We start from the raw sequence: 16,586 nt of genomic DNA, 5'->3' as shown, positions 1-16,586 counted from the left end.
AACCTCTCTTATTCTCACGCAAAAAAGTGAGAATACTTATTAGCAAATCTTCCAAGTTCCCTAATTCAAAAGAGTAGAAGCGAGAGCTCCATGTACTTATCAAAATTTCATCCATGCGCTTTTAACCCATCCGCAATCAGCATCTTCAGATACGATTGATAGGGAATGTCATTTTTATTCGCTTGGATTTTCAGGGTTTCGATCATATCGACTGGCATACGGATCGAGATCGTTTTGGCACTTTTTTGGAGTTTTACCAAACGTACTGGCTTTGCCTTGTCCCAATCGATATAGTCGGTCGAGTCATGTTCGTCCCAAAACGCCGTAATCTCTTCTTCTGTTTTTAGTTCAGGCATTTTTTTCATAATAGTTTCTCTCCTTTTTGCTCATAGGTCGTGCCGAAATCACCCTAATACTTTTCCCTCTCACGGTAAAAGCAATAAACAGCAATTGAGCATCATCAGACTTACCTAAGGCATAGCATCGACACTCTTGCTCCGAGTGGGCATTATCTTCATAGATGAGCAATGGTTCGTTGAAAAATATCTCTTCGATCAACCAGTAATCAAGATTGTGTTTAAGCTTGTTTTTCTGGATATTGCCTTCATCCCAATCAAAACCACATAGTTGTTCGATATCGAGACAATCAAACATCACTCACCTTTTTTACAGAATGTATATTATGATTATATACATTAATTACATATTTGTCAATGCTTATTCTTGGGAGATAACGCTTGAAGATTTAGAGATGAGTACATTCAAAATTATCATAAACTATATAGTTATTTGATTTCAACTATCTTTTTATCTTTACAAAATGCATAAATACCCATAGTAACCTTCGGACTCTGATACATAACAGAAGAACGGTCAAGTCCAATTTCCTTATCAAAAATCCAGAATCTCTTATAGGCACGTATTTCCTCACCACTATCTGTTCCTACAAAACCATAACCTGATCGTGTGCAGAATTGAGTTTCATCTATATTTGATAAATCACTATTTCGACAATCTATTAACCCTGTTAATAAAAATATGCCAAATACAAATGTATATACCCATCCAAAAGCAAAAATTAATTTGATATAAAATTTTGCATTTTCTGTTGCTAACAGATTCGATAAAATAATAAATGAGATTAAAGCTATCCCAAAAACAACAGTGTTAAATATCGGTATCGAAAAAGAAATCCCCGTATAATATGCTGTTGTTACAATGCCAAGAGCAACAGTCAAAAAGATATTACGCTTTTTCATTTTTTTTCAATATCCGATAAATCACCGTCGCCAATATAACCCCAACAACATCAGCGGCAATATCAAACCAATCAAATGTTCTGCTTGGAAAATAGAGCTGACTCACCTCTTCGACAAACGCAAAACTCATAACGAGCAACATCCCGATCTCTATTCGAAACCACCGCTTTCCATTCAACCCGTAATTGAGCAAATACGCCATGATCCCATACAAGATCGCATGTGCGATTTTATCGCCGTATGGAATCATCCCCACCACATGAAACGCGAAGTTATAGTTCGCCGTATCGGCTTTATAGATGATCGCCAACAACACGGCAAAAAAGGATGCCGGATAAAGAATCCGTTTAAGACGAGTCGGTTTCATAGCTGCTTCCATCGGTTTACGCACTCCATTTTTGATGATTTTTTTTCCACGCTTTGTACGATTTCTCATCCGAAAACAAAAACGCTAGATTGTCCTTATCCGCTATGGTATTGAGAGCTTCTATTTTTTGTTTGACGACCTCGTATCTTTGTTCCGAAGCTATCCCTTCAGAGTCCAAATCCCAGTTGACGCTTTTGCCCGATTCTCTCAGATAATCATACTGACCGTTTTCGTTTTTGCACATTACGTCGATACTGTGCAGCGTTACGTGATCTTGATCCAGTAAATCCAACAATACGAATGCATCATCAGGTCTCAAAGCGTAAAATTGCGACCCGTTATGCTCTTTTAAATCGATACCTGACGTTTTGTAAAATTCAAAAATATCCATGACCATCCTCCTGATTATTGATTGAATGCATACGTACTGATACGTTCATTCGCATTTACATAATTCAATTGAGTATCTCCGTGATTACGAATAAGCTCACATCTTCCATAATGATATTGCATCGCAAAGCGGCAGCTATCTTTAGGAAAATTGACCGTAACCATCACCGGAGTCTGTTTCAAAGCCGGCAATGCATCTATCGATAGGTTGGAAAGCATTGCCATATCAAGTTGTTCGGGTTTACCTTTGAATTGTTCGACGTTATGCGACGCGATCATATAATCGACATTGAGTGACGAAACGACCGTAAAAGCGATCAATCCCATTGCAGTGACGGTATTCAGGATCAAATGAAACGATTGGCGTAACAGTGTGAATACGATTCCTACAACCAAAACGGCGATTAAAAAATACTCGAACCACTCCGCGTAATAACGTAATGTCGTCATCCCTAATAGTGTTTGATACAATTGCATCTTTGTGAGCGATGCGACTCCCATAATGATTGTCTGCATCATAAAAAGACTCATCAAAATCTTGATACTCAGTTCCCCTTGATACCGGCGCATAATGGCTAAAAAGATCACAACGACCAAACCGATGACCCATGCGAGCTGAAAAAATCCTTCACGGGCAAATTGCGCATGTGAAATACCCGATTGTCTGACATACGCTTCTCCTCCGAACAAATAGGCGATCTGAAACACCAAAAACGTCACGAACAATAGATTCAGTGCTCCCAAGAAAATACCGACGATGACCATATCAAATGACTTTTGGCTCTCTTGGACGGGACGCTCGGCACGATTGAGATAACTATACAAAAATAGACTCAAATAGATCAAAAAGTAAACCGGAATCATCACCAATTTATCCAGCTGCGGCATGGCAAAAAAGCTTATGACATTATTAACGGCGATATTAAAGTTAGTATCCGCATTCATAAATAGAGTCAAAAATATTCCGATAAACGGTACGGTAATCAATATCCCGATCAAAACTCTTTTATAGATCGAATAGTTTGGATTGAGTGAAAAGATATGGACGGTAAAAACTCTGAGATATCTCAATAATGAAAATGCGATCAAAAGTCTCGGGATCAGTGTCTGATACAGATAATCGACTTTATGCATACTCGTCAGATACAAAATAACGATGGTTCCCACGACGATCAAAGGCAAAAACTCTTGCGTCAATGTGTTGTTGTAGATAAAAATATCAGCGATCCACACTAAAACAATAGGGAGGAACCAATGGGTATAACGGTTGAGCACTTGACGGCTTAGTCCCAGATACGCTATCGGTATCAGCGCAATCATGTAAAACAAAATATTTCCCAAACCTATCGCCTGATCTGGAACGAACTGTGTTTTGAACAGTGCCAACAGCAGACTAATCCCCACCAACAATAAACTAAACCGGACATTTTTAAAATGATTATCCTCAAAATCGATCTTTTGGATCTCCTCAGTCAAATTAGCCATGATTTTCTCCTTGGTATTGATTCATTATTTTTCTAGCCGATCGTGTGTCGATCCGCGCACCCAGCTGTTCGAACATCGTGTAATACCCCAAAAGGGTACGGTTTAGAAAAAGATACTCTTGGTTAAATTTATGAACCGAGTGGGTCTGTTTTTTTTGCACTTCCAAGATCGTGTCAAACCCTCTTTTGGAAAAAGAGTGATCATTTCCGAAATCGTAATGATCTTTTGTAAGGACATCGATATAGAGCCGATCCAGAGGTTTTATCACCTCGTTATAAAAAGCAACCATCGACGCATCATCGCTCGAATCGATCATGTTGAGCGCGGCATACTGCTTTGCGATACTAAGATCATCACATTCCTCAATGAGAGAGAGGTGTAAACGGTTATAGGGGACAAGGAAGTCGTCATCGACGTATTTGATACAACCAAAATCGATAAGCCCCAATCGGTTGTCATCCATAAAGATAAAATTTCCAGGATTCGGATCAGCATGGATCGCTTTGAGCTGATACAATGAGGTAAAAAAGGTATCAAAAAGGAGCTGTGCGAAGTGATTTCGCACCTCTTGCGACGGGGATGAAGTTAAAAATTCGCCAAACGATTTCCCCTCTACATACGAACACACCAAAACTTTTGAGGTGGAAAGTTCGGAATAGACTTTAGGAATAACCACATGAGGATGATTGAGACGCTCGCCAAAAAAGAGGACATTTTTCGCTTCATAGGTGTAATCGACCTCTTCGTAGAGTCGTTGGTTGATCTCTTCGACGATATGATCGACGTTTTGCCCTTTTGCGAAACGTTGAAGTGCGAATTTTATCATCCCCATATCGGTATTGATCGTGTTGGCGATTCCGGGATATTGCACTTTGATTGCAACACTCTCGTCGTTATGGAATGCTTTGTGGACTTGTCCGAGACTCGCACTCCCAAACGGTGTGGATTCAAACGATTCAAACAGCTCTTCAGGATAGCCGTTTAATTCCTGCTTGATGATTTTACGGATCAATGCGCGATTGATCGGAGGGATTGCATTAAACGATTTAGTGATCTGTTCGAGATAGGTTTGCGGTAAAAACGGCAATGCCAATGCCACTTGCTGGGCGATTTTGACCGATACCCCTTTGAGCTCGCCGAGGGCTTCGATGATCAGCTTTGCCGTTGCTTCTTGCGTCTCATCGTGGATAGATTGTCGGTTGCTATCGGATGAGATCAGTTTTTTAATCACCCCTTTGGAGTGGTTGGCTCCGATTTTAACCAACGTTTTGCCGATCACATTGGCACGTGCAATCGTGGTTGTCGGTATACACTTATCCATGAAACACCTCGCCGAGTTTGCGTTTCATTTTTGTGAAACGACTCTGTTTGGTAGAAAAGCGTGTCAACGAAGAGAGGAGATGATTTTTGAACAAAAACATTCCCAACTCAGACGCTTTATTCAGAAGATTCGATTGGAGCAACGCTTCGATAACTCCCATCGAATGGTCGATAAACTGCGTCGTATTTTCGAACGATTCGCTCTCATCTTTGACCCAATACGCGACCACCACCACGAAGTAATCCCAAAACAGCTTCGGCAGATACTCTTCAAACGGAGGTTTCTCGATCTCTCCCGCATCGATGGCGATAGCGATCATTTCACCTACCATATCGGTAAAGAGACGATTGGTCGCATAGAGGGATTCGAGTTTTAACGATGAGGAGTGAAAAACCATATCGGCGATTTGGATCACAAACTCCCGATCTTCGAGATAGAGTTCGAGTTCGGTCTCGATCAATGTTTGGAGTTGCTCTCGCAAGGTATAGGTATGAAAATCCTCAATCGCATTTAAAATCTCCTGCGTTTGCTGATGTTTCAACTCGATGTAGGTATACAACATCTGCTCTTTGGTCGGGAAATAGTTATAGATCGTCGGATTGCTGACTCCGGCGTTTTTAGCCATCTCTCTCATAGAAGCGTTTTTGAACCCTTTTTCAATGATGAGTTCAACACCCGCTTCGAGAATTTTGATCTTCGTCAGCTCTTTGGCATCCTGGGAAATTTTCATATTATCTCCTTTTGTTTAACGTAGTATATATTAAATACGCTTTTATTGTCAAGTATTTTATAGTAAGTTAAATATAAAAAGAGAAATTGATGAATATATGCATCTATATACTTTTATTTTTCAAGAACACAGCTTTAAAATAGTTTGTTTTATAGGACATTTTCAACTATAATATTTAAAAAGTAAAAAGTAGTAAATATGCCTTTAATTGCATTATTTTTGGGAGTACCTGCAACATTTGTGTCATTAGTACTAACAATGTTGTTAATTCTTTTAGGTATAAACCTATCCAAAAAAATCAGTATAACTTCTGTTAAAATTTTAATTCAATTCGTTTTTTCTATACCATTTAATATCGCAATGGCATTATTTTTAGGTGGAACCCTCACAGCTTTAATTAATTACTTTAAACAAGGAATGAATGGTCTTATAGACTATTTAATTATAATTCCTATCTCATTTTTAATGGGATCACTCAATATTTTATCTCCGGGTGGTATAGCATTAGGTGATAATGGTCCAACATTTGATACTACAATAAATTCATTTATTTGCTTTTTTATACTTCTTGCAATTAGCTTCTATATTATCGTTAGAAAAAATAAAAAATCTAACATACTGTAAGATAGAGTCCCGATCAAGCCGAGAAACGTAACCCATCTTTAACTATCTCATTTCGCTATAATCACACCATGATAATAGTCTATGACCACCCCTCTTTAGTCATCGCCTATAAAAGTGAAGGTGTAAACTTTCACTCCGAAGAAGAAGCGGGATTCGTTGTCCAAGTGAGCCAACAGCTTGGCATTCCCCTCTTCCCCGTCCACCGTCTCGACAAGATGACCTCCGGTCTCGTGATCCTCGCCAAAGATTCCGAAACGGCGGCACAGTTCGGGAAAATGTTCGAAGCACGCGAAGTCGAAAAATACTACCTCGCCATCAGTATGCGCAAACCGAAGAAAAAGATGGGATGGATCAAGGGTGATATGGCAAGTGCGCGACGCGGAGATTACAAACTCCTCACGACGATGGAAAATCCTGCAATCACACAGTTCATCAGCTGTGCTCTGCGCACCCATGAGCGGTTTTTTCTCATCAAACCCCATACAGGGAAAACCCATCAGATCCGCGTCGCCCTCAAAAGCCTAGGTTCCCCTATCGCAGGAGATGAGCGTTACGCGCAAGCCGACGAAGCGCGCAAAGAGGAACGGGGATATCTGCATGCCTATGCTCTGCGGTTTCGTCTAAACGATGAAGCGTTTGAGTTTGTTGTACCGCCCGAAGAGGGGGAACGGTTTGTGAGTGCAGAGTGCAAAAATCAGCTCGAAATATGGAATAAGCCGTGGGAGCTGTTTTGAAAACCTTTACGAACGATCCCCTCACCGATATCCTCTCATGGGCACAAAAAATTCTCAAAGAGTCCGATACAATCTCTTTTGAAGTGCTCAATCCCGATATCGGCCGCGGACACTACGCCGGCGAAACGATAACGGTCGATGGAATATCCTATCTCTATCGCAGCTACAAAGCGCTAAGCGATCTGGGAGAACTGCTCTTTTGCCGGATGCTGACCCCGAAAACCGTATCCGAACATACCGTACAGATTACCTACGAAAAGCTCGACCTCAGCGACTCTTTTCATTCTTCCGAAGCCAAAGAGGAAAAATACGGAACGGCATCGCGTTTCGCGGCGATCCATAAAAACGAAGAACCGGCATTTCTCAGCGCCTATCTGCGTGCACTTCGAAGTGTCAAAGTCGGGGATAAAAAACGGATTCTAAATCTGGGGATCAATACGGGAGACGAATTTGACCTCATCCGCACCATAGTGCCTCATGAAGAGTATAGCAATATCGAACTCGTCGGTATCGACCACTCAGAAAGTGCCATCACCGTCGCACGAGAACGGTTTAATGAGGGTAATGCAACATTTCACGTCCACGACATCAACGATCTCGCTTCTCTGAATTTAGGACGTTTTGATCTCATCATGACAATCGGAACATTGCAAAGCAGTACGTTGGAGTTCAAATCGCTTTTTGCATCATTGGTACAAGAGTACCTGAGCAAAGAAGGAGCAATAATCCTGGGGTTTCCGAACTGCCGCTGGATGGGAGGAGAGATGATCTATGGAGCCAAGGCACCGAACTACCCCTATTCGGAGATGTCGATACTCGTAAAAGATATATACTATTGTAAAAAATATTTGCAGCAAAAAAAATTTCGGGTTACGTTAACGGGAAAAGATTATCTGTTTTTGACGGGAACGAAACTACTCTAAACTCTTTATTTACTTCCACCCCATGGATCTTTAACGGTATGATGAGAATGAACTTCTTCCATAATATTTTCTTCTTTCAAATGATATACATGTGAATCTTTTGTAACACAATAGATTTCATATATGGCAAGATTCGGATTGTGTTTGACCACAACATCCAAAATATTTAAACTGCGTGCATATCGTTGTATCTCGACAGCTGCATTTAAATCTTTTGTTACTACTTTTGCTATTAAATCACCTTTATATCCTGAATAAGTACTGATATCCTCAATCTCATAATCCAAGGCATATCGAATGATCTGTTTTCTTTCCGCTTGCATTGACTCACCCTTTTTAACATCTTCTTCTTTCCACCATTGTAGCGAATCTTGATTCAAATGAATATTATATTTCGTTTATGATATACTCCTTAGATACCCTAAGATAAAGAAATTGAATAATGCCTCTCAAAACCCGCTTGGCGCAATTTGAATCATCTATCTCATTTATAATGCCGTTACAGTCGTCTAAACTTGGGATCGTAACAGCAGATCATGAAATCTTTCTTTACAATACACTCACCGATACAAAAGAAAAGATACTGCATCTAAACGTCCCCAAAAACTCAGAATTCCTTTATGCCTTTGATCCCAAACATATGCGATTGGTATTCGGATCAAAAGAAAATAATATTCTTCATATTGTTGACCTGAACCAAAAAAAACTCCTCAACCGTTTTGAACTGGATCAACAGTCACCGACAGCGATCGCTTTTTCTCCTGATGGTTCTCATTTTGTGTGCGGTACCGATCAAGGACGTGTCCTTCTGTGGCGGTATGACGCCAATACTTTGGTTTCCAGGTTACACTCATTTCCTGAATACAGTACGCTGTACACAAAACCAAAAATCAATTTTGTCTCTGCCTTGGCATTTCATAATAATTTGCTTGCGAGTTCGGGCTACGGCGGGAATATCGTCGTTACGAATTATCGGAGTCAAACCCAAACCCAGCGGTTTCATCCCGGTCCTATGAAAACTCAAGCAATTGTATTTTACAAAGAGGCTCTGATCTGTGGAAATCAAGACGGTGTTTTATTAAAGATATCCCGGAATAAAAAGTTTCCCAATCAAAGGGTCTCCACGTCATTGGGTCCTATTGTCCATCTCTTGAATGTCGGTTCTACCCCTTTTGTTTTGGCAGCATCTCAACAGCGCTCCCTAACCTTGATCAATATTGAAACCATGAAAGTATTAAAAGATCGCTATATCGAGCTCGAACACCCTATTACCTGGGTATGCAAGGATGCCAATGAACATCTCTTTATCGGAACACAAAATGGTGAACTCTATGAGTTTGATCTACAGCCGACCAATCAGCTGGATGCACTTATTGATTCACATGCATATACCGAAGCCTACCGCTTTTGCGGAGAAGAACCGTTATTACAAGAGAGTCCGTCGTATGTGTTATTGGAATCCATTTTTACTAATGCAATGGAAAAAGCCAGACATGCTTTAGAAAAGGAATCCATTGATCAAGCAAAAGAGTTCCTAGACCCTTTTAAAAGCGTCAAATCGAAAGAGATTGCCCCAATTCTGAATGCATTTACCTACATAGAACGGCTTAAATTTCTTTTCGAGAGCCGAAAGTTTTCCCCTTTTTATGGATTGGTTGAACACTCTGCGTTACTGCAATCAACAACCTTTTACAAACAAACGGAAAAAATGTGGACTGAACGTTTTAACAAAGCACAGAAACTCATTCTGCTCGGTAAAACAAAAGAGGCGCAAAAGGAGCTTGAACCTTTTGCAGCCGTTAACAGTAAACGCCCTATGATTCAACTTCTTATTCACCATTCTGATGTATTAAAAACCTATTCCAAAGCAATTCACGATCGTGATTATCATCTTTTAAACCATTTGACGCAACAGTACTCAATTTTGCGTAAACTCCCATCCTACACCCAATTGATTGACGAAGCGGGAGAGTTGGAAAACGCTATTATCGAGGCATTCAAAAATCAGGCTTTTGATCATGCATCTTTACTGCTCCATGAACTGGGGAATATCGTTCAATACGAAGAAACTTACTCAGAGCTGAAAAAATTTTCAACTCAGGCATCCAATATACACCACGCTATTACCAATCAGCATTGGCGATCTGCCTATCATATACTCGATTTCTATCCTGAACTGTTGATTCTGCCTTGGGTCCAGGAGTTAGAGCGCCAATGGCAAGAAAAATTACAGCTATGTGAAGGGTATGCCATACGAGGAGATATCGTTTCCATCAAGGCAACGCTTGAAAATCTTATGAACCTTCCTGGACGTTATGAACGTATCGGAAATATTCTACGTATGGCGTATCAGATACAGCTCAAAATATTGCAATCCAAAAAAGAAAAAACTTTTTCATCGGGAGTCGCTAATTATTGCAAATTATTCGGGGTTGATACTGAAATTCGCCATCTCTTAAAAAAAGCCAAAAAAGAGAATTTTGCAACGGATCTTGATCCCTCTCAACTGCATCTACAAAAACGGGACGAATGGCTTCATAATCTGCAGACTCTTCCCGATCGTATCGTCTGATTCATTGCAAGTCGGATACATCTTCACTTTTTTTAGCTATTATAAATTATTCAAATATACTATAGGAAAAGAAGCCCCATGAAAAAGTATTTGGCTATCACCATCCTATTCTCAGCTCTTTGCGTATTTGGCAGAAGCGATGTCGAATCGATTGATCTCTCGCTTCAATCCTTAGAGAGTAATGAATCCATCCTTGATACGTCGGTATTGGATACGACTCTGGATCATTATCGCGGAACTATCGCCCCTCTTTATAAACGCTACCAAGCAACACAAAAAGATCTAAAACCTATCGAAGCCAAATTTAGTGAAGCCGGAATTCCTCTCTTTTTTACGATGATCCCCTACTCAGAATCGAAATTCAACCCTCATGCCAAAGGATACAATACTGCAGGATTATGGCAGTTTAGCAAACAGAGTGCTAGGAATTTCGGTCTTTCAGTCAAAAAAGGCAATGATGGACGGCTTGATATTAACCGTTCCACCGAAGCGGTGATACGCTACATTAAAAGTCTTAAAAAAGAGTTTGGGACATGGTATTTGGCCGACTTTGCATACGGAATGGGAGAAGGAAACCTCAAAGAGCTCATCGAAAAAAATAAAAGCAAGAAAATATCGGTACTTTTAAAAGATCCCCATTTTCCATCAGGAACAAAAGCCCATTTTGCAAAAACGCTTTTATTGGATGCAAAAGTACACTATTCAAAAACAGATGAGGAAGAAAATAAAGAGGAATAGATTTCCCGCTCTTTGAGTAAGCGAGAAAGATGGGATGATTAGAAACGATACCCGATTTTAACCTGTGCACGATAATTATCAAGATCTTCTTTATATCCGTTTGAAAGTTCTGCTTTCTGTGTCCATTGATATCGAATATCGGCACCCGTATACAACTCTTTGCTGATGTTATATTTCAAACCGGTTCCTGCTTGGAGAGTAAACACCGTATCGCTTTTCTGTGCTTTTGAGAAGATCACACCAAATCCCGGGCCAAATCCCCACTCCATATTATTGCCTAAACTGATGAGATAATAAGGATTAAATTCGAGATTTGTCATCTCCAAACCGTCACTGTCAAAATGGTTTAACATGATTTGCTGTCGAAGGTTATCCCATGGAAGGGTGAAAACAGGGCAATCAAGAGAAATCTCTATCCCTACGGTAGATCCCTCGGCATTTACATTTTTAAGATTCATATATCCGGTAGAAAGTCCTACCTGGATATTTGGACAAAAGTTATTGTCTAAAATCGGCAGTACTTTGAATTCTTTTGCATACACTGCTGATCCTAACATCAAAGATGTAACAAGAACGGCTTTTGTAACCATTGAAAACTTCATTCTCTCTCCTAGTGCGGTTATTATTATAAGGAATTACTATAACATATAATCTATACAATAGTGGTTAAGTATGTGATAAAAGTGTGATGTAGTGAATGTTCAGTAATAATTTTCTCTAAAAAGAGAACGTCAAAGAAGTAGGAAAAGAGGCCGAAACCTCTTTGAATAAATGTTATCCGATATTGGTATAAACGGCTTGGACGTCATCGTCCTCTTCGAGTTTATCAATCAGTTTTTCAATATCCGCCATTTGCTCGTCACTAAACTCTACCGGAGAGTTTGCGATACGCTCCAGTGCAGCACTATCAGGTGTAATCCCCATTTTTTCAAGTTCGGCTGACAAAGCTCCGAATGAGGTGTATTCACCGTAAACACTCACTTCACCCTCTTCTTCTTCGATACTTTCAATTCCGGCATCGATAAGTGCGAATTCAAGCTCTTCCAAATCCATAGCAGGTTTTGGAAATCGGAATACCGCTTTACGGCTGAACATAAATTCCAAAGAACCATTGTTCAGGGTTTCCCCTTTGGCACGACCGAAAATAGTTCGGACATTGGAAATAGTGCGTGCATTGTTATCCGTAGCACACTCTACAAAAAAGAGCGCACCATGCGGTCCTTTTCCCTCAATGTTCATTTCAGCCAATGAAATAGCATCTTTACCGCTGGCACGTTTGATCGCCGCGTCGATATTGTCTTTCGGCATATTTTGCGCTTTTGCCGTCAAAATAGCACTGCGAAGTTTCGGGTTCATATCAGGATCTTCCCCGCCCTCTTTCGCCGCCATAGTGATGATTTTTCCTAATTTCGGAAATATTCTCGACATATTTCCCCAGCGCTTCATTTTTGCCGCTTTGCGATATTCAAACGCTCTTCCCATACGGTACTCTCCTCTAAAAAATGTAAAAAATTATGGAATTATAGCGGTTTTAACCTCCATCTTCAACGATGAGAGAACCGCTAGATACGATTTCAATCGTCTATGAAAACGATGTCGCTTTGAATATTGTTAAAGAGGAGTGAACGATTATCGACTCGGTGTTGATACAAAAAGGTATGCGGTTTCATATTACGCAATACGGTTGTATTGTAATAATAGGCATTTGAGCATCGTCCGATATACAGGAATGAAAAGAGTAGTTTAATACGCGGATTTTCAAAAATCTCATGCGGCTGTGTCAAGAAGGTAAGCCCGAATTTTTTGAGATTGACAAGGTCGAAAATATAGAAAATAAAGTCTTCAAATTTGGTATAGAACCCTTCCAAACTCGCAATCTCCTGCATAAAATAGTAATAATTTTCAAGCAATTCACGTTTTTGCATCATTTGGGAAAGTTTACTTTTGATATCCCGTTTGCTGGCAAAAAATGTAGGACTTACCGCCATATAAATATTTTTACGCTCTGCAATCGCGCTATCCAACGCGGCATTGAACTCATCGCTCTCATCAAAACGCATGTAAAAAAATTCAGCACCGTTTTTAAACCGCTCTTCGATTTGATCGATTTCGGGATTGGAAAAATCGAGATACAGAGTCGGTATTTCATTTGCTATAACAAACTCGCGAATTTTATTAGCCAAATGGGTTTTACCTGAACCCGGTTCCGCCAAAATAAGGGTGTTCTCCCGTAATACACGGTCGTGAAGCTCTAATTTTGCAATTGAACTTTTAAATTTTCCAATTATTCGTTTCATTGTTTGATCCATTCGTGATGTAAATCTAAGGGTCTAAGTATAGCCAATGCAAACGGATTTAACTATAAAGGAGCAGAAGGTGTATCAAATTGTGACGTATTACTGCCACTCTTCTTGCGTTATTGTAACATCTCCGTGTTCACTGTGAAAACTCAGTTCACCGTCGCTGATATTGCACTGCAGCCGCATAGATCGCGCACACAGTTTTTCTATCCCTTCCGTATGCAGATGAATGACACGCAGATTTTTAAATCGTTCAAACGTTGCACCGTATTGTTTCCACCATGCAGTCGCACTTTTGAGATTATAGGTATAAACAACCATATGTTCAGATCGTCCACACGCTTTGCGCAACCGCTTCTCGTCCATCTGCCCCAGATCGATCCACAGCTCAATCTCTCCGCCATAATTTTTTTCCCACAATTCGGGTTCATCGTCTCCGCCGATCCCTTTTGTAATCACCATACGATCACTGGCATTGAGGGCAAAAGCAACGAGACGAATCATCAGGCGCTGATCGGTCTCTGAGGGGTGCTGGGCTATCGTGATCTCATGGGTCTCGTAGTAGTTACGATCCATATCGGCGATGCTGAGTTGTGCTTTGTAGATCGTTGAACCTGCGGCCATAAGAACTCCCTTTTATGTATGGAACTATGACATAAGAGGGCTTATAATGGAGCTATTAGCCGATAAATGATAGAATTTTAAATGATACAAACCATACCTATTGAAACCTTTTTAGAATCCCTTAACACCTATGACCTCATTATTGATGCGCGAAGTCCGCATGAATACGGTGAATCTCATATCCCATTTGCACAAAATTTTTACGCACTGAATGACGAAGAACATCACGAAATCGGTACGATATACAAACAAATATCCCCATTTGAAGCGCGGGTCAAGGGGGCTTCGTATGTCTGCCTCAATGCGGCTCGTCATATTCACGATATTTATCCCGCATTTACTCCCAATTCCAGAGTCGCCATCTACTGTGCCCGAGGGGGTATGCGTTCTTCTTCACTCGGAACGATTTTATCCAACATCGGATACCGGATCGACCGTGTGATCGGAGGATATAAATCGTACCGGACTTTTGTAACCGACTATTTAGAGCATCTCCCCTCCGTAAACTTCATAACCCTCGCGGGCAATACGGGGTGCGGTAAGAGCGATCTCCTGAATGAACTGGAAAATGTGATCGATCTTGAGAAAATGGCCAATCACTACGGTTCGGTATTCGGAGACGTCAACGGTACGCAGCCGAGCCAAAAAGAGTTTCAAAACAGGCTGGTCCATGCCTTGCTCACTTTGAAGGCCGATAAAAAGGCATTCGTCGAAGCCGAGAGCAAACGAATCGGAAAAATCATGCTCCCTCCTGCTCTCTACAAGCAGATGGAGTCGGGATTTCGTATTCAGATCACCGCTCCTTTGGAACAGAGGATAGAGCGGATTATGCGGATGTACGACACAATGGATGAGAGTTTTTTTATCGAGCGGATGGAACGTATTTCTCCCTACATTAGCCGTGACGATAAAGCCGCCGGTATTGCCGCATTTGAAAACGGTGACCTGCCCAAAGTTTCGGAAATATTATTGACACAATATTATGATAAAGTCTACAAAGTGACCATCAAGCCCGACATGATCGTTCACAACGACAATCCTTCCAAAACACTCGAAATACTTAGGGGAATTCAAGATGAACAACAGCGCTAAACTAACAAAGTTTGTCCGTGCTTCAGGGTGTGCGGCTAAACTCTCCCCGGGATCGCTCGAAAATGTCACCTGTCATCTGAAATCATTTCACAAAGATTTACTTGTCGGATTTGAGGGGAATGAGGATGCGGGAGTTTACCGTATCACGGACGATTTGGCGATGGTGCAGACGGTCGATTTTATTACCCCTGTGGTGGATGATCCTTTTATCTACGGCCAAATCGCGGCGGCCAACTCTCTAAGCGACGTATTTGCGATGGGGGGCGATGCCAAAACAGCTCTCAATCTCGTCGGATTTGACGGTAAAAACCACCCTACTGAGATATTAACCGAAATCCTTCGCGGAGGACAAAGCAAGGCAGAGGAGTGCGGTGCGGTTATCGTCGGAGGACATACGATCGAAACCCCCGAGATGCTTTACGGGCTATCGTGTACCGGATTCGTTCACCCTGATAAAATTCTCCGTAACAATACGGTGCGGGAGGGAGATCTGATCGTCCTCACCAAGCCTCTGGGGCTGGGGATTTTAATCACCGCGATCAAAGCCGATCTGTTGGATGAACCCGCCGTCATTAAAGTAGCGGAGACCATGCGCACTCTCAACTACAAAGCCTCACTCATCGCACGGGAGTTTGATGCCCATGCCTGCACCGATGTGACGGGATTTGGATTTTTGGGCCATTTGGCTGAAATGGGCGGAGGCGCTAAAACGATTGAGGTAGATGCCGGAGCCGTGCCATTTTTTCCTGAGGCGATGGAGATGGCCGCGATGGGAATCATTCCTGCGGGAAGCTATGCGAACAAAGAGTATCTCGAATCCAAAGTACGTTTTACACGAAACATCGGAGATGATATGGAGATGATCCTTTTTGATGCGCAAACATCGGGGGGACTTTTGATTGCGGCAACGCACGAAAATGCTCGAAAAATTGAGGAACGGTGTCTTAACGAGGGGATACCGGCGGCTATTGTCGCACAGGTTGTCGCCAAAACAGATACCGATATTATTGTAGGATAACACCATGCACAGACGCGAATTTATGACCAAAACAGCTCTCGCTAGCGCGATTTGCTTCTCCCCCTCTTTTCTCACTGCCGACTCCACTACGAAGTTCAACGAAGGGCTTGCCCTCTATAACATCCGCTGGAACTTTGATCTCTCACTCCATAAGGATAAAGAGTGCGCCCTCTGGGTTCCCCTCCCCTCTGATATCAGCCGGTTTCAGCGTATTATTGAGCTTGGAGACTCATGCAATGGAGACACCCATTACGAGAGTGATCACAACCGTTACAGCGCCCGTACTTTTTATGCCCATTGGGATAAAAGTGCCGTAAGTAAAACATGTGAGCTGTCGATGAGTGTAGCATTACGAGATCGCCAATGCGATTTCCGTCCTAAACGTATTTGTCCTGATGAAATAGAGAAT

Annotated in this window: 21 protein-coding genes; 8 read left to right on the top strand and 13 right to left on the bottom strand. The window is 41.4% G+C overall.

Annotated elements, in window-relative coordinates:
* Positions 1-107 precede the first annotated feature (107 nt).
* The 8 genes from PHP90_RS07915 to PHP90_RS07880 all read right to left on the bottom strand — a co-directional run bounded on the left by PHP90_RS07915 (position 108) and on the right by PHP90_RS07880 (position 5,552).
* Positions 108-365 (bottom strand): BrnA antitoxin family protein, encoded by a 258-nt coding sequence (locus PHP90_RS07915; protein ID WP_299927871.1) that lies wholly within the window; start codon positions 363-365, stop codon positions 108-110.
* Positions 349-654 carry a BrnT family toxin gene (locus PHP90_RS07910; RefSeq protein ID WP_299927868.1) on the bottom strand — a complete coding sequence of 102 codons (306 nt, stop codon included), beginning with the start codon at positions 652-654 and terminating at the stop codon, positions 349-351. Before PHP90_RS07910 ends, PHP90_RS07915 begins: the two co-directional genes overlap by 17 nt.
* Positions 655-785: 131 nt before the next feature.
* Positions 786-1,259, bottom strand: coding sequence for a hypothetical protein (locus PHP90_RS07905; RefSeq protein ID WP_299927865.1), 474 nt, complete (start codon positions 1,257-1,259; stop codon positions 786-788).
* Positions 1,246-1,650: a VanZ family protein gene (locus tag PHP90_RS07900; RefSeq protein WP_299927863.1), complete on the bottom strand. Its 405-nt coding sequence runs from the start codon at positions 1,648-1,650 to the stop codon at positions 1,246-1,248. The genes PHP90_RS07905 and PHP90_RS07900 overlap by 14 nt, the downstream gene beginning before the upstream one ends.
* On the bottom strand, positions 1,643-2,017 hold the full coding sequence (locus PHP90_RS07895) for a hypothetical protein (RefSeq protein ID WP_299927860.1): 375 nt from the start codon (positions 2,015-2,017) through the stop codon (positions 1,643-1,645). The genes PHP90_RS07900 and PHP90_RS07895 overlap by 8 nt, the downstream gene beginning before the upstream one ends.
* A gap of 14 nt (positions 2,018-2,031) precedes the next feature.
* Positions 2,032-3,501, bottom strand: coding sequence for a DUF4153 domain-containing protein (locus PHP90_RS07890; RefSeq protein WP_299927857.1), 1,470 nt, complete (start codon positions 3,499-3,501; stop codon positions 2,032-2,034).
* Positions 3,494-4,822: an AarF/ABC1/UbiB kinase family protein gene (locus PHP90_RS07885; protein ID WP_299927854.1), complete on the bottom strand. Its 1,329-nt coding sequence runs from the start codon at positions 4,820-4,822 to the stop codon at positions 3,494-3,496. Before PHP90_RS07885 ends, PHP90_RS07890 begins: the two co-directional genes overlap by 8 nt.
* Positions 4,815-5,552: a TetR family transcriptional regulator gene (locus tag PHP90_RS07880; RefSeq protein WP_299927851.1), complete on the bottom strand. Its 738-nt coding sequence runs from the start codon at positions 5,550-5,552 to the stop codon at positions 4,815-4,817. The genes PHP90_RS07885 and PHP90_RS07880 overlap by 8 nt, the downstream gene beginning before the upstream one ends.
* A 198-nt stretch (positions 5,553-5,750) precedes the next feature.
* Here PHP90_RS07880 and PHP90_RS07875 point away from each other — a divergent pair, with 198 nt between their 5' ends.
* From PHP90_RS07875 to PHP90_RS07865, 3 genes are all read left to right on the top strand, one after another.
* Complete coding sequence (locus PHP90_RS07875; RefSeq protein WP_299927848.1) at positions 5,751-6,176, top strand: hypothetical protein; 426 nt, start codon at positions 5,751-5,753, stop codon at positions 6,174-6,176.
* Between the two features lie 68 nt (positions 6,177-6,244).
* The gene (locus PHP90_RS07870) at positions 6,245-6,910 is read left to right on the top strand and encodes a TIGR01621 family pseudouridine synthase (RefSeq protein ID WP_299927845.1); all 666 of its coding nucleotides are present in this window, start codon (positions 6,245-6,247) and stop codon (positions 6,908-6,910) included.
* The gene (locus PHP90_RS07865; RefSeq protein WP_299927842.1) at positions 6,907-7,833 is read left to right on the top strand and encodes a methyltransferase domain-containing protein; all 927 of its coding nucleotides are present in this window, start codon (positions 6,907-6,909) and stop codon (positions 7,831-7,833) included. Before PHP90_RS07870 ends, PHP90_RS07865 begins: the two co-directional genes overlap by 4 nt.
* A 5-nt stretch (positions 7,834-7,838) precedes the next feature.
* Here PHP90_RS07865 and PHP90_RS07860 read toward each other — a convergent pair whose 3' ends face one another.
* Positions 7,839-8,213 (bottom strand): hypothetical protein, encoded by a 375-nt coding sequence (locus PHP90_RS07860; protein ID WP_299927839.1) that lies wholly within the window; start codon positions 8,211-8,213, stop codon positions 7,839-7,841.
* A gap of 62 nt (positions 8,214-8,275) precedes the next feature.
* Here PHP90_RS07860 and PHP90_RS07855 point away from each other — a divergent pair, with 62 nt between their 5' ends.
* Together PHP90_RS07855 and PHP90_RS07850 are read left to right on the top strand one after the other, a co-directional pair.
* Positions 8,276-10,405, top strand: a complete 2,130-nt coding sequence (locus tag PHP90_RS07855) for a WD40 repeat domain-containing protein (RefSeq protein ID WP_299927836.1) — start codon at positions 8,276-8,278, stop codon at positions 10,403-10,405.
* A gap of 78 nt (positions 10,406-10,483) precedes the next feature.
* Entirely contained in the window at positions 10,484-11,143 is a 660-nt protein-coding gene (locus tag PHP90_RS07850) for a lytic transglycosylase domain-containing protein (RefSeq protein WP_299927833.1), read from the top strand.
* A gap of 38 nt (positions 11,144-11,181) precedes the next feature.
* Here PHP90_RS07850 and PHP90_RS07845 read toward each other — a convergent pair whose 3' ends face one another.
* The 4 genes from PHP90_RS07845 to PHP90_RS07830 form a co-directional block, all read right to left on the bottom strand.
* On the bottom strand, positions 11,182-11,745 hold the full coding sequence (locus PHP90_RS07845) for an outer membrane beta-barrel protein (protein ID WP_299927831.1): 564 nt from the start codon (positions 11,743-11,745) through the stop codon (positions 11,182-11,184).
* Between the two features lie 172 nt (positions 11,746-11,917).
* Positions 11,918-12,625: a YebC/PmpR family DNA-binding transcriptional regulator gene (locus tag PHP90_RS07840; RefSeq protein ID WP_299927828.1), complete on the bottom strand. Its 708-nt coding sequence runs from the start codon at positions 12,623-12,625 to the stop codon at positions 11,918-11,920.
* Positions 12,626-12,717: 92 nt separating this feature from the next.
* Entirely contained in the window at positions 12,718-13,440 is a 723-nt protein-coding gene (locus PHP90_RS07835; protein WP_299927825.1) for an ATP-binding protein, read from the bottom strand.
* Positions 13,441-13,539: 99 nt separating this feature from the next.
* Entirely contained in the window at positions 13,540-14,067 is a 528-nt protein-coding gene (locus tag PHP90_RS07830) for a YaeQ family protein (protein ID WP_299927822.1), read from the bottom strand.
* Positions 14,068-14,148: 81 nt separating this feature from the next.
* Here PHP90_RS07830 and mnmH point away from each other — a divergent pair, with 81 nt between their 5' ends.
* The 3 genes from mnmH to PHP90_RS07815 form a co-directional block, all read left to right on the top strand.
* The gene (gene mnmH, locus PHP90_RS07825) at positions 14,149-15,159 is read left to right on the top strand and encodes a tRNA 2-selenouridine(34) synthase MnmH (protein WP_299927819.1); all 1,011 of its coding nucleotides are present in this window, start codon (positions 14,149-14,151) and stop codon (positions 15,157-15,159) included.
* Positions 15,143-16,177: a selenide, water dikinase SelD gene (gene selD / locus PHP90_RS07820; RefSeq protein WP_299927816.1), complete on the top strand. Its 1,035-nt coding sequence runs from the start codon at positions 15,143-15,145 to the stop codon at positions 16,175-16,177. The genes mnmH and selD overlap by 17 nt, the downstream gene beginning before the upstream one ends.
* Positions 16,178-16,181: 4 nt before the next feature.
* Positions 16,182-16,586 (top strand): hypothetical protein (locus PHP90_RS07815; RefSeq protein WP_299927814.1); only part of this gene is annotated, 405 nt, incomplete at its 3' end.

This window comes from Sulfuricurvum sp., from assembly GCF_028712165.1.
Classification (GTDB): domain Bacteria; phylum Campylobacterota; class Campylobacteria; order Campylobacterales; family Sulfurimonadaceae; genus Sulfuricurvum.
This window is presented reverse-complemented; position numbering and strand designations above follow the sequence as displayed.